13 protein-coding genes and 1 pseudogene are annotated in these 17,424 nt (G+C 44.7%); 7 read left to right on the top strand and 7 right to left on the bottom strand.

Annotated elements, in window-relative coordinates; translation table 11 throughout:
- The first annotated feature begins 6 nt into the window (after positions 1 to 6).
- Positions 7 to 2,289: an alpha-xylosidase gene (yicI, locus tag IGK63_RS10440; protein WP_016613528.1), complete on the top strand. Its 2,283-nt coding sequence runs from the start codon at positions 7 to 9 to the stop codon at positions 2,287 to 2,289.
- A 109-nt stretch (positions 2,290 to 2,398) separates the two neighbouring features.
- Here the strand turns inward: yicI and IGK63_RS10435 are convergent, their stop codons facing one another.
- Both IGK63_RS10435 and IGK63_RS10430 read right to left on the bottom strand, forming a co-directional pair.
- Positions 2,399 to 4,102, bottom strand: a complete 1,704-nt coding sequence (locus IGK63_RS10435) for a sensor histidine kinase (RefSeq protein ID WP_008378840.1) — start codon at positions 4,100 to 4,102, stop codon at positions 2,399 to 2,401.
- A complete protein-coding gene (locus IGK63_RS10430) occupies positions 4,099 to 5,622 on the bottom strand; it encodes a response regulator transcription factor (RefSeq protein WP_034872280.1) in 1,524 nt (507 codons plus the stop codon). Before IGK63_RS10430 ends, IGK63_RS10435 begins: the two co-directional genes overlap by 4 nt.
- Before the next feature lie 168 nt (positions 5,623 to 5,790).
- On the opposite strand from IGK63_RS10430, the gene IGK63_RS10425 reads away from it, so the two are divergent.
- From IGK63_RS10425 to IGK63_RS10400, 6 genes and pseudogenes are all read left to right on the top strand, one after another.
- Positions 5,791 to 7,080 carry an ABC transporter substrate-binding protein gene (locus tag IGK63_RS10425; protein ID WP_005234924.1) on the top strand — a complete coding sequence of 430 codons (1,290 nt, stop codon included), beginning with the start codon at positions 5,791 to 5,793 and terminating at the stop codon, positions 7,078 to 7,080.
- A gap of 61 nt (positions 7,081 to 7,141) precedes the next feature.
- Positions 7,142 to 8,017, top strand: coding sequence for a carbohydrate ABC transporter permease (locus IGK63_RS10420; RefSeq protein ID WP_005225588.1), 876 nt, complete (start codon positions 7,142 to 7,144; stop codon positions 8,015 to 8,017).
- Positions 8,018 to 8,019: 2 nt separating this feature from the next.
- Positions 8,020 to 8,835, top strand: a pseudogene (locus IGK63_RS10415) (carbohydrate ABC transporter permease); the annotation flags it as partial.
- 40 nt (positions 8,836 to 8,875) lie between these two features.
- A complete protein-coding gene (locus IGK63_RS10410) occupies positions 8,876 to 11,068 on the top strand; it encodes an alpha-galactosidase (RefSeq protein ID WP_016613525.1) in 2,193 nt (730 codons plus the stop codon).
- A gap of 190 nt (positions 11,069 to 11,258) precedes the next feature.
- Positions 11,259 to 11,537, top strand: a complete 279-nt coding sequence (locus tag IGK63_RS10405) for a (4Fe-4S)-binding protein (protein ID WP_429972496.1) — start codon at positions 11,259 to 11,261, stop codon at positions 11,535 to 11,537.
- Complete coding sequence (locus IGK63_RS10400) at positions 11,525 to 11,797, top strand: GNAT family N-acetyltransferase (protein ID WP_016613524.1); 273 nt, start codon at positions 11,525 to 11,527, stop codon at positions 11,795 to 11,797. Before IGK63_RS10405 ends, IGK63_RS10400 begins: the two co-directional genes overlap by 13 nt.
- A 69-nt stretch (positions 11,798 to 11,866) precedes the next feature.
- Here IGK63_RS10400 and IGK63_RS10395 read toward each other — a convergent pair whose 3' ends face one another.
- From IGK63_RS10395 to IGK63_RS10375, 5 genes are all read right to left on the bottom strand, one after another.
- A complete protein-coding gene (locus IGK63_RS10395; RefSeq protein WP_008378827.1) occupies positions 11,867 to 13,621 on the bottom strand; it encodes an ABC transporter ATP-binding protein in 1,755 nt (584 codons plus the stop codon).
- Entirely contained in the window at positions 13,618 to 15,348 is a 1,731-nt protein-coding gene (locus IGK63_RS10390; protein WP_429972495.1) for an ABC transporter ATP-binding protein, read from the bottom strand. Before IGK63_RS10390 ends, IGK63_RS10395 begins: the two co-directional genes overlap by 4 nt.
- Positions 15,349 to 15,363: 15 nt before the next feature.
- A complete protein-coding gene (locus tag IGK63_RS10385) occupies positions 15,364 to 15,903 on the bottom strand; it encodes a GNAT family N-acetyltransferase (protein WP_008378822.1) in 540 nt (179 codons plus the stop codon).
- Positions 15,904 to 16,052: 149 nt separating this feature from the next.
- Entirely contained in the window at positions 16,053 to 16,412 is a 360-nt protein-coding gene (locus tag IGK63_RS10380) for a hypothetical protein (RefSeq protein ID WP_005234941.1), read from the bottom strand.
- A 73-nt stretch (positions 16,413 to 16,485) separates the two neighbouring features.
- Positions 16,486 to 17,418, bottom strand: a complete 933-nt coding sequence (locus tag IGK63_RS10375) for a helix-turn-helix transcriptional regulator (RefSeq protein ID WP_034872277.1) — start codon at positions 17,416 to 17,418, stop codon at positions 16,486 to 16,488.
- Positions 17,419 to 17,424: the final 6 nt, after the last annotated feature.

Below are 17,424 nucleotides of genomic sequence, written 5' to 3'. Positions count from 1 at the left end.
AAGAAGATGAAATTTACAAATGGCTATTGGCTGGCAAAAGAAGGCGTCCAACTCGAACATCCCCGAATTGCTTATGATCATAAGGTAGAAAAGGAGCAATTGACCCTTTATCTGCCCTATCAAGAGATTCAGCGGCGTGGCGATACCTTAAACCTTGGTTTAACCACACTCACGTTCTCGACTCCGCAAAACGATGTGATCAAAGTCAGTTTGGTGCATCATGACAAGACAATGCACGCCCCGTCGTTTACAGTGGATACCCAACCAGCAGACGTGAAGATCGATACCGATAAAGAAGACATGTATATCTTCAAATCTGGATCACTGGAAGCGAAAGTCCCTAAACAAGCGGCTTTTAAAATCGACTTTTTTGGAGAAGACAGATTGTTGACTTCTTCCATGCCTAAAGCACAGGCAAAAATTTCGGGAAATGACGGCAAACAGTATATGCGAGAACAGCTTTCGCTAGATCCTTATGAACTTGTTTACGGATTAGGGGAACGGTTCACCCCTTTTATCAAGAACGGTCAAACCGTTGATATTTGGAATCAAGACGGTGGTACGGGTAGCGAGCAGGCATACAAAAATATTCCGTTTTATCTGACGAATAAAGGCTACGGTATTTTTGTTGATCATCCCGAAGCGGTTTCCTTTGAAGTGGCTTCTGAGAACGTTTCCCGCACGCAATTCAGTGTCGAGGGGCAGCGTCTAGACTATTACATCATCTATGGACCAGATATGAAAGCCATTCTAGAAAAATACACCGACTTGACAGGAAAACCCGCCTTACCGCCAGCATGGTCTTTTGGCTTATGGCTATCCACTTCGTTTACGACTGATTATAGTGAAGAAACAGTGATGCACTTTATCGATGAAATGCAAGCTCGTGATATTCCTTTTGATGTCTTTCATTTTGATTGTTTCTGGATGAAGGAATTTGAATGGTGTGGGTTTGAATGGAATGATGAGTTGTTTCCTGATCCGAAAGGATTACTAAAGAAAATCCATGATAAAGGATTAAAAGTCAGTCTATGGATCAATCCTTACATTGGGCAAAAAGCCTCTGTATATCAAGAATGCAAAGAGAAAGGGTACTTTATTAAGAACCAAGCAGGTGAAGTCTGGCAGTGGGATCTTTGGCAAGCTGGACAAGGGATCATTGATTTTACCAACCCAGAGGCTCGTCAATGGTATAAAGATCGCTTAAAGGAATTGATTGAATTAGGTGTTGATTCCTTTAAGACGGATTTCGGTGAGCGGATTCCTGAAGATGCTGTCTATTATGACGGATCAGATCCGAAAAAAATGCACAATTATTATGCCTATCTATACAATGAAACCGTTTTTGAACTGCTGGCGGAAATGCGGGAAAATCAAGCCGTTCTTTTTGCCCGTTCTGCTTCTGTCGGTTCCCAAAAATTTCCAGTCCATTGGGGAGGCGACAATTTATCTGAATATTCTTCGATGGCAGAGTCTCTGCGTGGTGGCTTATCCTTTGTCTTATCTGGTTTCGGATTTTGGAGCCATGATATTGGCGGGTTTGAAGAACAAGCGACCCCCGACCTGTATAAACGTTGGACGCAATTTGGTTTATTGTCGACCCACAGTCGATACCATGGCAATGTTGAATATCGGGTACCATGGAATTTTGGCGAAGAAGCAGCAAAAGTCAGTCAAGCTTTTTCAAAATTGAAAAATCGCCTGATGCCTTATATTTATCGTCAAGCAGCAGCCACTGCAAAAACGGGCATTCCCCTGATGCGTCCATTGATGCTAGAGTTTCCAGAGGATCCGACGGTTTATGCCATTGATAAGCAGTATATGCTAGGGGATCGCCTATTGGCTGCACCGATTTTTAATGAGCAAGGAAAGGTTCCGTTCTATTTGCCAGCGGGTACTTGGACAAATTATTTAGACAACAAACGCTATGAAGGCCAAAAATGGTGGGAAGAAAGCTATGACTATTTCCATCTTCCGTTGATGGTACGACCGAATTCACTGATCATTGAAGGAAGCGTTGAACAGACCGCCGCCTATGACTACACCGAAAACCTCACCATCCATGCCTTTGAAATAACGGAAGCAGTTTCTGCTGAAGTCTGTGATCAGCAGGGCGTGCCAGCTGGAAAAATTTCTATTGAACCAGAGGAACGCGGTTATCGAGTTTGTATGGAAGGGGTGGAAAAAGTTCAGGTACTGTTTCGCAATCGAAGCTTTGCAAACGCCCAACGACATCCTTTTGGCAGCATGATCACCATGGACGGACAAGAAATGATCGTCTTTGAATAAGGAAACAAAACCTACCGTTCTTGATGGGTATTTATCAAGGACGGTAGGTTTTTTGTAGTGAATGAAGCATTGAAAAGCTAACGGCAAAGTGCAGACGCAGTTCTTTGCTTCAGTTTTTTTCCTCCCGCTGGATCGGCAGCAGCAAGCGAACGGTGGTTCCTTCGTTGATGCGTGATTCTACAGTCAATCCGTATTTTTCCCCATAGAGCAGCTTGATACGCTGATCAATATTGTCTAAGCCAATACCCGAATAGTGTTCAAAGTGGTTCGCGGAGCTGGTTGGGTGCTCTTCATTGAACCCGATGCCCGTATCGATGATCTCAATTTTCAGGCCTTCCTTACTGACACGAGAAAAAATCTGGATCAATCCTGAATCCTCTTCGGGAAAGGCATGCAGGTAGGCATTTTCGATAATCGGTTGCAAAATCATTTTCGGTACGAGAATATTTTCACAGCCATCTTCTGAAAAAATCGTCGATTGGATGCGATTGCCATAACGCACGTTCATTAAAACGAGGTATTCTTCCACGATCGCTAGTTCATCTTTTAAAGGGACGATCTCTTTGCGGTTAAAGGTATGCCGCAACAATTGGACAAAACTTTCAATCGCTTGGGTGGCGGCCTCTTGTTCGTTTTGCCAGATTAAAAACTTGATAGCGGTCAAGGTGTTGTAGACAAAATGCGGTTGGATCTGCATTTGCAGTGAACGAATCTCGAACTTGCGTTTTTCGGCTTCTGTGACCATTAAATGATCGACATAAGATTCCAAGTCCTCCAGCATCAAGTTATAGGCACGCCCCAATTCTCGCGTTTCATACGTCCCGTTGATGGTGACCTTGTCGCTGAAATCGCCTTGAGTGACCGCCGGCAGCTTGGCAATCAGCTGATAAATCGGTTGGGTGATGTTGCGGATGATCCAAAATGCCAGCAGACTAAAGAGTAAAATACTGACGACAGAAATCAAAAGAGCTGGCTTGATCAGATTCATATTGCGTACCAGATGCGATTCATCCAAGACATCGTAAAAAGTAAAGTGATACGAATAAAGGGGCAGCTGATTGATGCTAGTATCTCTTTTGACCGTGACGAGATGATTTTCAAACGGCTTGCCTAAAAGGCTCGGATCAGAAGTGGAGAGAATTTGATTTTGTTCATTGACGATATAGATCGAGTGAAGACTGGTATCTAAGAGTTGACGATAAATTGAAGAAAAATCGGATTCCTTTAAGAAAATCAGGGCATAGCCGAAAATCGTTTCTTCTTTCATTAATTTGCGCACGTACATCAAGCCAGGGGAGTCGCTGGTGGAGGTACTTAAGCCTTGGTCCAAGAAATAATACTGACTGATGGCGTCATTGTCATTGATTTGCTGGATAAAGGTACTGGCGAGAAAATCATCCACCGATTGATTGCGAACCGCATCGTTTTGGAAAAAAGTACCCCCGTTGACCCCAATCAACACTAAATTTGAGGGGATGTCTTGAAACAAAGAGCGGGTGTCTTTTAATTGCTCGTTTAATTCTAAAATCGTACGGCCTTGATTCATGTCGCCTTCTAAGTATGTTTCAACGGCTTTGCTTTCATCGACGATGTCAAAAATCCGATGGATATTCTCGTTCAGACGCTCATAATCTTCTTGGATTTTTTCCAGTAGCAGCTGATTGGAGCTTTGGTACGAAGCAACATAGGCATCTTTCGAGCGACCATAGATCACGACGACGGTTAGCAGACATACACTAATGACCCCGACGACAACAAAGAGGAAGATCCGACTGAATAATTCATTTTTCTGAATCCATTGGTTGATTTTCATAATTGATTCAACCGCCGATACTTCGATGGGGTGACCTGACATTCTTTCTTAAAGATACGAGAAAAATAGCTGATATCCGAATACCCGACCGCTTCACTGATTTCAGATAGATTCAGATCAGATTGTGTCAGTAGTTCTTTGGCTTTATCCAAGCGGGTTTTCTTTACGTACTCAGAAAAGCTCATTTTCAGTTTTGCAGAAAGAAAAGCCGAAAGATAGGTGTAACTAAAATGAAAGGTTTCAGCCAGTTCAGACAAAGACAGACTTTTGGTGTAGTTGTCTTGAATAAAGCGCTGGATCGCAACGAGTAGATCATCTTCATCCAGCGGTGATAAGGTCGTCAGCTGTTGACGAATATCATCGATGGTCGCCAACAATAAATCAGAAAAATCTTCCAAATACTGCACGTGACCGATAGCGTGCAAAAATTCAGCTTTTAAGCGGCTAAAGCGTGGAGCAGTGGGAAATTCTTCTTCCAAGCGGGAGAGTAACGTGTAAAAAATACTGCTGGCCTGCTGTTTTAAAAATGTCGGATCGACATTGGATAAAATCATGTCATTAAAATATTCCTCGATTCTGGTGATTCCTAGCAAAAAGTTGTTGTCCAACAAAGCCCGTAAGAACTTCTTAGTATCAAAGCGATCACTTTCGATGTACAAAAAGAGTTCGTGTTCTTGTACCAACCGTTGGCGTTTATAAAAAAACGATTGTCCTTGGCTTTTGGCTTTAAGCGTCACAAAATGATCCCGTAACTGTTCAATCTTTCGAAAGGGCACACTGAGAGTAAAGAAGGCATCCGGCTCGGTAAAACGCAATTGTTCCAACGTTTCTTTCAAAGCGGAATAAAAATTCGTTCCTTCTGGATAACTGATCACTAAGCCGGCATCTTTATTACTGGTTTGAAAAAAGAGCGTCTTTACCTGCGGTTGTGATTGAGTAAATTCTGTCAACGCATGTAGCAGCTGATCATTGGCACGAAAGCCGCTAAAATTGGTGGTCAAAATTTGGGCTTGCTGTTGCGGCTGACCCAATGCAAGAGAGTCCGCTAAAGGAGCCAACGGTTCTTCATACCCTGCTAAATAGCGATTCAACGATTCTTGCAGCTGCGTTTCCTCAGTCACGGAGCCTTTTGTATGTGACAGCTTTTGTGTGATGTTGTGTAGCGTCTTCAACAAGAGTGTCGGTGTCAGTGTCGGTTTTAAAAGATAATCTACGGCACCATTTCTAAAAGATTGACTGACATATTGGAAATCATCGTAGCTGCTCAAGACCAAAAAATGGACTTCTGGATATTGTTGTTGAATGATCGTTGTGAGTTGAAGGCCGTCCATTTGTGGCATTTTCAAATCCGTAATCACGATGTCGGGATTTAGCTCATGGATCAGTGCCAATGCTTCTTGCCCGTTCGCTGCATCGCCTAAGAGACGGAACCCTTCTTGCTCCCAACGTATCATATGTTTCAATCCATCTCGGATCGTTGCCTCATCATCAACGACTAAGACCGTGCGTAAAATAGTCATGGTATCCCCCCTATATCTCTTCTTTATTATAAACGCTTTCAAAAAAGAAAGGTATTGTAACTTTTTTCTATTTTTGGACAAATTTAGTAAGCTCTTTCATAATCGTTGAATACGGTTACAAAATCAGTGTATAGTTAGCCTTGTAAATAAAAGGAAAGAGGGATAAAAATGAAAAAACTACTTGCATCGATGGTAACGGCGGCTGCAGTGCTGACTTTGGCGGCTTGCGGAAACAGCAACACAAGCTCTGGGGATTCCGGCGAGTCCTCAAACAAAGTCACGGTCTGGGCATGGGATGAGACCTTCAACATCAAGGCAGTCAATGAAGCCAAAAAAGTGTATGAAAATCAAGATGTCGATGTGGAAGTTGTGACGATGTCGCAAGATGATATCGTCCAAAAATTAAATACTAGTCTGGCATCAGGAAATACGGACGGACTGCCAAATATCGTCTTGATCGAAGACTACCGCATCCAAGGGTACCTTTCTTCTTATCCAGATGCGTTTAGTGATCTAACGGATATCGTGAATGAGGAGGATTTCTCCAGCTATAAATTTGCGGTCAATAAAGTCGACGATGTCATTTATGGGGTGCCATTTGACAGTGGCGTCGCAGGACTATTTTACCGCACAGATTATTTGACCGATGCAGGCTATGAGCAAGCGGATCTCCAAGATATTACCTGGGATGATTTTATCAGCATTGCCAAAGATGTCAAAGAAAAAACGGGTCACGCTATGATGTCGTTAGACCCAAGCGATCTTGGCTTGGCACGAATCATTATGCAATCGGCAGGCGAATGGTATACCGGTGAAGATGGCTCCACCGTGACCATCAAAGACAATGAATCCTTCAAAGCCGGTCTAACTGTCTTGGCAACATTGTTGAATGAAGGCTTAGTTGAACAAGTTTCCGATTGGGATGGCGGGGTCAATGCTGTTCAATCGGGGAATGTTGCGTCTGCGCCAACCGGTGCGTGGTATTCTAGCACAATTCAAGGCGCTGAAGATCAAAGCGGCAAATGGGCGATCGCTCCGATCCCATCCATCGCTGGCGATAGCAATTCAGTCAATGCTTCCAGCATCGGCGGAGCAGGCTGGTACGTGATCAAAGGGGTTGACGGCGAAGAAAATGCCAAAGACTTTTTAGCCAATACCTTTGCTTCAAACAAAGAATTGATGGGTACACTAGCTACCGAGATCGGTTTGGTTTCAACCATGAATGCTGCAGAAGAAACGGAAGAATATACGTCGGGGCTTGATTTCTATGGCGGTCAAAAAGTCTTCCAAGATTTCTCTCAATGGTCACAAGAAATTCCAGCCGTGAACTACGGCAATCACACCTATGCCATTGAATCTGTCTTGACTGAAAGCTTGCAACGAGTGATCAACGGCGAAGACATCGATAAAGTATTAGAAGAAGCACAATCACAAGTGGAAGCACAAATTGCAAACTAATCGAACAACTTTGCAGAAACTCGTGAGCGATCGCGAGTTTCTGTGTTAAGGGGGAATTACAATGAAAAACAAAACAAAAAATTGGTTTGCAAACGGCAATGCCTTTATTACCTTACCCGTCATTTTGATCACGATGCTGGTCTTTATCCCGATGGTCTCGGCACTGTTCACGTCATTCCAATCAGGACCACCGACAGCGATGACCTTTAACGGTCTTGGCAACTATCAGCGGATGTTGAGCGACTCAACCTTTAAAAAAGCCTTTGGCAATACGTTTTTATACTTATTAGTCCAAGTTCCGATCATGCTCTTTTTGGCGCTGATCGTATCGAACATATTGAATGACAAAAAATTGAAATTTAAAGGGCTGTTCCGCACCGCCTTGTTTTTACCATGTATCACATCCTTGGTTTCTTATTCCTTGATCATGAAAAGTCTCTTTTCGGCAAACGGGTTAGTCAATAACTTTTTGACGCAGCTACACCTGATCGATGCGCCGATCCAATGGTTGACAGATCCTTTTTGGGCAAAAGTACTGATTATTTTTGCCATCACGTGGCGTTGGACCGGCTACAATATGATCTTTTTCATCTCAGGCATGCAGAATATCGATCCAAGTATTTATGAAGCGGCAGAGATCGATGGCGCTTCAAAATGGGATCAATTCTTCAAAATCACGATTCCCAACTTGCGTCCAATCATCCTATTTACCACGATCACTTCAACGATCGGTACGCTGCAATTATTCGATGAAGTTCAAAATATCACTGGCGGTGGACCAGCCAATGCCACGACGACCTTGTCACAATATATCTACAATTTGAGTTACAAATTCACGCCAAACTTTGGGTATGCCGCTGCGGTCTCCTTTGTCATTGTGATCGCGATCGTGATTTTATCGATCATCCAAACGAAAATAGGAGGAAAAGAAAATTGAAAACAATCTCACTCACTTTAAAATACGTCTTTCTGGCGATTTTGGCTTTCATCTCTATTTTTCCATTTGTTTGGATGATCCTAGGGATGACCAATCAAACCTTTGATATCGTTGCCGGGAAAATCATGATTGGGGCTCAGTTGGTCATCAACTTCCAAAATCTTTTTTCTTCCGATTTGAATTTTACTCGGGCATTAGGAAACTCAGCGGTGATTGCCGTGATTACGACCTTCCTTGCACTGTTGTTCTCCTCCATGGCAGGGTATGGCTTTGAGATCTATCGGACGAAAACCAAAGACCGTATCTTTAATATTCTATTGCTGTCGATGATGGTGCCTTTTGCCGCGCTAATGATCCCGCTCTATCGGATGTTCAGCAAGCTTAGCGGCACACCAATCGGGATCAATACCTTCGCTGTCGTGATTTTGCCCTCGGTCTGTACCGCCTTTTTGATTTTCTTTTTCCGCCAAAACATCAAGGCATTCCCTAGAGAATTAGTCGAAGCTGCTCGGATCGATGGCTTGAATGAACTGAGTATTTTCTTTAGAGTCTACATGCCGACGGCTAAAAATACTTATGCAGCTGCCGCGATCATTACGTTTATGGGCAGCTGGAACAATTATTTGTGGCCATTAGTTGCCTTGCAATCACCAGACAAACGGACCGTTCCACTGGTTCTTTCGGCTATGGGTGCTTCTTATACACCTGATTATGGCATGATGATGTGCGGCATTGTGATCGCCACACTGCCAACGGCCATCATTTTCTTCGTTTTACAAAAACAATTTGTCCAAGGTATGCTGGGATCCGTGAAATAAACGGAGTATCAGCGAACAATTATAAAGTAGAGGGTACGATATGATTCTTTTTGACAAACAATTAAACGTCTTTCATTTAAGCAACGATCAAATCAGCTATCTCATACAAATAGAAGAAGGGGGCAATGTGGCACACCTTTATTTTGGAAAAAAAATCGCTCATTATTCTGGCGGCTATCGTTATCCACGTCTTGATCGGTCCTTTTCGCCCAATCCCCCAGACAGCAGCGACCGACTTTTCTCATTAGACACCTTGATGATGGAATTTCCTGGCAACGGCTTCGGAGATTTTCGAGAAGCAGCTTATAGGATTCGCCAGTCTAACGGTAGCCGAGTCAGCCATTTTGTCTTTAGTGATTACCAGATTCAACAAGGCAAACCCGCCCTAGCAGGATTGCCTCAGACCCATGGTGCCGACGACGGGATCGAAACACTGATTCTGTCCTTAAAAGATGATGTGACGGGACTCGAACTGCAGCTGTTTTACACGATTTTCGAGGATGCGGCAGTGATCGTCCGCTCAAGTAAAGTAATCAACCACGGAAACCAGCCTGTTACGATCGAGCAGCTGGCGAGTCAAGCGCTCGATTTTCCTAACCGTCCCTTTGATTTGATCCACTTGCCGGGGGCATGGGCGAAAGAACGCCAAGTCACCCGAGAACCAATCAATCGCGGCATCAAGCGTTTGGACAGCAAGCGTGGTTCCAGTAGTCATCAGCAAAATCCCTTTGCCGTCATACTGGAACCTAATGCTACGGAGTTTGCTGGGGAGTGTTTTGGTTTTAGTTTGCTGTATAGTGGCAACCATGAAATTATCATCGAAAAAGATCCTTACCATCAGACTCGTGTGATCATGGGGATCAACAGCCATCAATTTGCTTGGCAATTGCCGCCAACTGAAAGCTTTCAAGCCCCAGAAGCCGTGATTGCTTATAGTGAGGCTGGCTTGAACCAGCTGTCAGCCACCTATCATGACTTTTATGATGAGCATTTGATTCGGGGCAAATACAAAAAGCAAGAACGGCCGATCCTGATCAATAACTGGGAAGCAACGTACTTTGATTTCAATGAAGAAAAACTGGATGCCCTCGTTGATGAAGCGAAGGAGCTGGGAATCGAACTGTTTGTTTTGGATGACGGCTGGTTTGGTCAGCGAGAAGATGACCAAACCTCATTAGGCGATTGGTTTGAAAACGAAGGCAAGCTAGCTTCTGGCTTGGCAGGATTTGCCCAAAAAGTCCATGACAAAGGGCTGCAATTCGGGCTTTGGCTGGAACCAGAAATGGTTTCGGGCGACAGTGAACTGAACCGACAACACCCCGATTGGCTGTTACAAGTACCAAATCGCAAGCCAGCGCTTAGCCGCAGTCAGTATGTGTTGGACTTTTCTCGACAAGATGTCAGAGACCATCTCTATCAGCAATTATCCCAACTGTTTGATACGGTTGCCATCGACTATATCAAATGGGACATGAACCGCAGTCTGTCGGATGTCTATTCCTTGCTCCTCGATCCTGCCCAGCAAGGGGAGGTCGCGCATCGCTATCTGCTGGGCTTGTATGAGTTCCTAGAGAAACTGACCACTGCCTATCCGACGATCCTGTTTGAAGGCTGTTCTGGCGGTGGCGGGCGCTTTGATGCCGGTTTCTTGTATTATATGCCGCAGATTTGGACCAGCGACAACACCGACGCCATCGCCCGCTTGAAGATCCAGTACGGTACCAGTCTGGTCTATCCGCCATCCACCATGGGTGCGCATGTCTCAGCGATCCCGAACCATCAGACCCAACGGGCAACGGATCTAGCGATTCGCGGCAATGCTGCGATGTCTGGCTTGCTGGGCTATGAGCTTGACTTAACACAGCTGACAGAAGAAGAAAAAACGCAAATCAAAGAACAAATCACTTTTTATAAAAAACATCGGCGCCTGCTGCAGTTGGGCCGCTTTGTTCGACTGCTCAGCCCTTATGAAGGCAATGACGCCGCCTGGCTGTATGTTTCTCAGGATAAAAAAGAAGCGATCGTCTTTTACTTCCGAGTTTTAGCTGAAGCCTCTGCACCATTGGTTACTTTAAAGCTGGCTGGTCTTGATCCTGACCTCACCTATCAAAGTGGGGGCGAGAACTTCGGTGGCGATGAATTGATGCAACTCGGGTTATATATCGATCCTCATTTAGCAGGGGATTACGCCACGCAGCGGTTTCATTTTGTTGCAAAAGTGCCCCACGAATGAAAAAAGCGTTCCGTCAAAACATGCTGTTTTGACGGAACGCTTTATTGTGCTGCCGCAAGCTTTTGGCTAATGATCGGCAACTGAGAGGCTATTTTAGAACAAATGATTTATTTTTTTCTCGAGAAGTCGTATGATGAAGGAGGAGGCAGGCAGTTTGCTTCTGACAATCAGTAAGAGGAGGGTGTTCAACATGGACGAACAGCCACTAGCGAATGAAACAGAAGAAGGGTTGATTGCTGCAGGATATCGGAAGTATCGTGGTGAAGCGATCGATATTTATTACAACAAAGAGATCTGCACCCACAGCGGTAATTGTGTGCGGGGCAATCCCGCCATTTTTGAAGTTGGACGGCGTCCCTGTGTGATTCCTGATAATGGGGAAGCAGCCCAAGCGGCACAAGTGATCCATACCTGTCCAAGCGGTGCATTAAAGTATGTGTTAAAGGAGGAACAATCATGGAAATCTTAGAAGAAAATGCTCGATTTGTGTTAAAAGACGGTGACAAAGAAATTGGTGAAATGACGTGGTCGGAAGCGGGCGAAACGCGCTTGATCATTGACCATACCTTTGTCGATCCCGCTTATCGGGGCCAAGGTCTGGCCGAAAAATTAGTGGCAAAAGGGGTGGAAAAAGCCCGCAAAGAACAAAAGAAAATCATTCCTTTGTGTCCCTTTGCCAAAAAAGAATTTGAACGCAAACCAGAATATGCCGATGTTTGGAACCAATAAATCAACCAAAACAACCCCCACCACCTCAAGAGTCTCTCTTTGAGGTGGTGGGGGTTGTTGTATGACTGATCAATGTTGGAATTGAGCATGGTACAGGCGATAGTAATAGCCTTGTTCTGCCAGTAATTCTTCATGGGTTCCTTGCTCCACGATTTGACCGGCATCCATTACAAGGATCTTGTCTGCTGCTCGAATCGTTGATAACCGATGGGCGATCACAAAGCTGGTTTTGCCTTCCATCATTTTCAAAAAGGCATCTTGAATTTTTTTCTCAGTCAGAGTATCAACCGAACTGGTTGCTTCATCCAAAATCAGCATTGGTGGGTTACTGATCATCGTGCGGGCAATCGTCAATAGCTGTCGTTGTCCGTCAGAGATCTTGATGCCTTGATGACCGATCGGTGTATCTAGTGTTTCTGGTAAGCGCATCACATATTCATACATATAGGCATGCTTTAGGGCATCATAGATTTCTTCATCTGTGGCAGTGTCATTTCCGTATTGCAAGTTTTCTCGTAAAGAGGCATCAAAGAGCCATGTATCTTGCAAGACCATTCCGAAGCTTTGCCGTAATTCTTCTCGTTTCAACTGACGAATATCGGTGCCATCGATCTTGATCGCGCCTTTATCGACATCATAGAAACGCATCAACAAATTGACCAACGTCGATTTACCGGCACCGGTTTTTCCGACGATTGCGACGGTTTCTCCAGGTTTTGCAGTAAAAGTGAAATCTTCGATCAATTTTTGACCAGGATCATAAGCAAAAGACACCTCCTCAAAGGCAATCTCGCCTTTGATCTCTCCCAGTGATTGAGATTCTTGGTCATCGGCTGTTTCTGGCTCTTGATCCAACAGCTCAAAGGTTCTTGAAAGTCCAGCCAATGCCGTTTGGATCTGGGTCGTAATTCCTGACAATTCAATGAATGGTTTCGAAAACTGACTGGAGTAGATCGTAAAGCTGGAAATCATCCCAACCGTGACAGCACCTGAACCAGAAAAGTAAAGCAGACCGCCGACAAAGCCGACTGACAGATACGCCAAATGATCGACGAATCGTGAAAGGGGATTGGTCAAAGAAGAAGAAAACTGTGCCTTTTGCCCCCGGACATTCAATTCTTGGTTGATCGTTTCAAAACGGTTTTGGTTGATGGTTTCTCGATCAAAGGCTTTGACGATTTTTTGATTGCCGATCATTTCCGTAACAAAGCCAGAAATTTCGCCAACGATTTCTTGTTGCCGAGCAAAATGCGATTGTGACGTTCGTGCCACGATCCAGTTGACCAAAAAGATGATCGGGGTCGAAACCAATACGACCAACGTTAAGGGCACACTCATTTGCAGCATGACGACTAAGGCGATCAAGACGACCGAAATACCAGAAAACAGCTGGTTGAAGACTGCAGCGACGGCAATGGAAATATTATCCATGTCATTGGTAAAACGACTGACGATGTTGCCGTGGGAGTTTTGGTCATAATAGCGCAAAGGCAATGTATTGAGATGCGCAAAACCTTTTTTGCGCAAATCGGCGACAGATAAATACGCCACGCGGTTACCCAGTCGCTGGATCAACCATTGACTGACCACAGTCACTAAAACCACTCCGGCAAACAGAAGCAAAATACGATAGAGAGCGCTGAATTGCACTTGATCAGCACCTATCAGCTGATCGACGGCTTGACCAATCTGATACGTCATATAAACCGAGGAGACGCCAGCAGCGATCCCGAGGACAACTGCTGCCCAAGTTTCCTTCGCGTAGGCAGTCAAATAAGGGAGGTAGCGACGAAAGGCCGACCAATCGAATGATTTCTTTTTCATGCTTCTTCCTCCTCTGCCTGTGATGCGACGATTTCTTGGTATTCTTTTGAAGATGCCAACAGCTCTTCATGGGTCCCTTTGCCTACCAAATTCCCTTGGTCTAAGACTAAGATCTGCTGCGCATCTTGAATGGAGCGAACCCGTTGAGAGATAATGATGACCGTGCCAGGAATGCTTTCTTTTAAAGCCATCCGCAAATCAAGATCGGTTTGATAGTCAAGGGCGCTCAGAGAATCATCCAAAATCAAGATATCTGGTTTAGCAATCAACGCTCTGGCGATCGTTAACCGTTGTTTTTGTCCCCCAGAAAAGTTCTTGCCACCTTCAAAAATCGGGGTATCCAGTTGCTGCGGCAAGGCTTCAACGAAGTCACGGCTTTGAGCGATCTCTAAAGCGCGCCAGCATTCTTCATCGGTGGCCTCTTTTTTGCCCCATTGCAAGTTTTCCCGAATCGTCCCCGTAAACAGCACGGCGGTTTGAGGCACCATAGCGATTTTTTGGCGTAATTGCTGTAAAGGCCATTTCCGCACATCGTGACCGTCAACGATCACTTTGCCATCTGCTACATCGTAGAAGCGGGGAATCAATTGGGTCAAGGCAGATTTCCCACTACCGGTTGGTCCAGTGATACCTAAAATAGACCCTGGCGCGACTTGGAAATCAATGTTTTTCAAAGCTAATCCGTATTCTTTTGAAAAGCGGAAATCAACATGTTCAAAGCGAATCGCTCCGACGTTGTTTTTCGGCTGATCCATAAAGACTTCTGAAAGCTCGTCGCCGATCGATGGCTCAGTGGTTAAAACTTCGTTGATCCGTGAACCTGATGCTGCCGCACGGGTAAAGATGATCACTAAGTTGGAAACCACGATCAATGCTAAGAGCATTTGATTCATGTAATTGACCAGTGCCAGCACTTGTCCTTGCTGCAAATTGCCTATATTGACTTTGAATCCACCGATATAAAACAACGCGATAATGCCGACATTCATGATCAAGGTGGTGGCAGGCGTCAATAAAGCAGACAGATTTGTCACCCGTAAATAGACCTCACTTAAATCATCAGTTGCCTTATCAAAGCGTTTCGTTTCCGTTTTTGTGCGGGCAAAGGCACGAATCACCCGAATCCCGCTTAAATTTTGACTAACTAGCTCATTCAACTCATCTAAATGGACTTGAACTTTCTTATACAATGGCACGGTTTTGGCGATGATCCAGAATAAGACGATACAAAAGAGCGGTAAAACGAGTAGGAAAATCAAGCCAGCTTGCCAATCAATGACAAAGGCCATAATCACGGAACCGATACTTAAGAAGGGTGCCCGGACCACCAGCCGAATCAGCATCGCCAAAGCAATCTGCATCTGATGGATGTCATTGGTCATTCGAGTAATCAACGTATCAGTACCGAATAAGTTCAGTTCGCTATGGGAAAGGGTGTTGATTTTTTTCATCAAGCGATTGCGTAATTCTGTCCCGAATCCTTGAGAAGCGACGGAAGCATAATACTGACAGATGACGGCACAGATCATCCCCACCACGGACATCACGATCATCCAGATCGTCATTTCAACGACCTTCGACCAATTGTTTTGCCGTAGGCCCTCATCGACTAAAGCGGCCATCTGCAAAGGCAGAACCAATTCAAACACCGCTTCTAAAAATTTGAAAAACGGACCAAGAATAATCTGTTTGCGATAATCCTTGGCGTAGCGTAACAAGCTTATCATAAAAAACCTCCTAAATTATTTCGGATGAGCAGGATATTCACTGGCTAAACAGGCAAAAACCAAACTATCGGTCCATTCCCCCTTGTTCCACCAGTCTTGGATAAAATGTGCTTCTTGGCGCAATCCAATCCGTTGGCAAAGCTTGGCTGAGGCCTGATTGCGGGCATCTAGCGTCGCTTGGACCCGATGGATCTTCTGACTGGCAAACAACCAGTCCATCAACTCTTTCAAGGCTTCTTGAGCAAACCCTTGTCCGCCAAATGACGGATGGAAGGCATAGCCGATTTCAACGGAAGACGGCTGACCAGTAGACCACACCGACAAATCGCCGATGACCGTTTGATCGTGTAGTACCGCCAAAGAAAGACCTGCTTGGTCCGTCAAGATGTGCTGTTGACATTTTTTGGCAAAAGACGCCGCTGCCGTTTCTGTCTGCCAAGGCTCATGAAGTAAGAAACGGCAAACTTCCGCTTGCTGATAAATAGCAAAGGTATCGGCAAAATCACTTTCTTGAAACGGACGGATCGTTAACCGTTCACTTTCCATACATACCATAGACAGCCTCCATTTCTTTAGGGACATCTTACCATAGAACGAAATAGCCGAAAACATTATCAGAAAAATACAACAACTTTCTTGTAAAAGAGTGTAAATTTCATGAAAATTCTTTCTTTTACAATTAGAACTTGCCAGTTGCTGCCTATTTACCACGCCTGCCAGCGGGCAAGAAAGGTTTTTTGCCAATCGCCCAAGGGCAAAATCACTCGCTGCATTTGAAAACGGTAGGTTTCCCCTTTATAAGTAAAGCGAATCGGGACGAGCATCCCTACAACAGGATCTTTGTGCTGTTTTTTTAGCTCAGCAAGCGGCACGCTTTTGTGCTGCAGGACTTTTGTCGAGAAAAGATTCAATGCCAAAATCGTCAATTGCTGATCATCTAAGACGAGCAGGGTACGGCTGGTGATGGCATTGAAGGACTGCCATTTTGCATAGCCGATCACAGCTCCTTCCGTCAAATAGGGGGCTGCCAACGCTTGGAAGGTTTTTTTATTTAAAAGAAACATGGGTAGAAAACTCCTTATAAGTAAGAATCGTTTTAGGCAGAGTGTCAACCATCATCGAACAGCGTGAAGACGCTTAGTCAGTTGTAAATGGCTGCAGCATCCGCCGAGCTTTTTCAGTATACGCCTGTTTGAGGGCTAACGGTTCGATTTCTTTGATGGTTGGCCCAAATTGCAAGAGAAAGTCAGCTAGAAAATCAAGCTCATTGTCGGCAATGTGTCCTTCTAAGCAAAGCTCACTAGGACGTTCCACCACTGCCATATCAGGATATTTTTCTTGCCACAAGCGTTCCTTTGCCGATAGATCAAAGCGGATGTGATAGCCCAGTGTTTGTGTCAACACTTGTTGCTGCAGCTGTTTTTCAGCTAACTGCTGCAAGGTATAGCCTGTTTTTTCAGTCGGAGCAAGTCCCTGCATTGCATCACAGCGATAGCGGCGAAAGACCTGCTTTTGACAATCAAAGGCCAAACAATACCAGTAACCAGCACGAAAATCCAGCTGATAGGGTTGTACGGTCTTGTTCGTTTTTTGATAACGCTGATAGGTAAATTGGATGACCTGTTCTTGTACGATTGCTGAAAAAAGCGCTGAGAGGATCGGTGCACTCGTCAATTGAGGCACCCCTTGAAACGAAACCGCCGTCTCCATTTTTTCTAACCAGTCGGTATCTCCTTGATAAAAAGACTGCAAAAGTTTTCGCCGCAGCCCTTGATAGCTCCGATCAAAAGGAGAATCGGACAGTTTTTGTAAGAGCTGTAAAGCAAAGAAAAGGGTATAACGTTCATTTTTGTCAAAGTACAAGGGGGTCAGTTGATTTTTTAAGATCTGATAGCCGCCATAACGACCGGCTTCTACCACGAGAGGCAAGCCCAGCTCTTCCAACGATTGGACATCGCGGACGGCTGTGCGTTTTGAAATCGCAAAGGTTTCCATCAAATCAGCTAGATGAAAAGTGGTTTTTCCTTGTAAATACAATAGCTCCTGAGTTAAACGTTCTGATTTTTTCATTTCTTT

This window comes from Enterococcus sp. AZ040, assembly GCF_050499185.1.
Taxonomy (GTDB): Bacteria; Bacillota; Bacilli; order Lactobacillales; family Enterococcaceae; genus Enterococcus_D; species Enterococcus_D entomosocium.
Note: the sequence above shows the minus strand (reverse complement) of the source record. Positions and strands in the feature narration are given on the sequence as shown.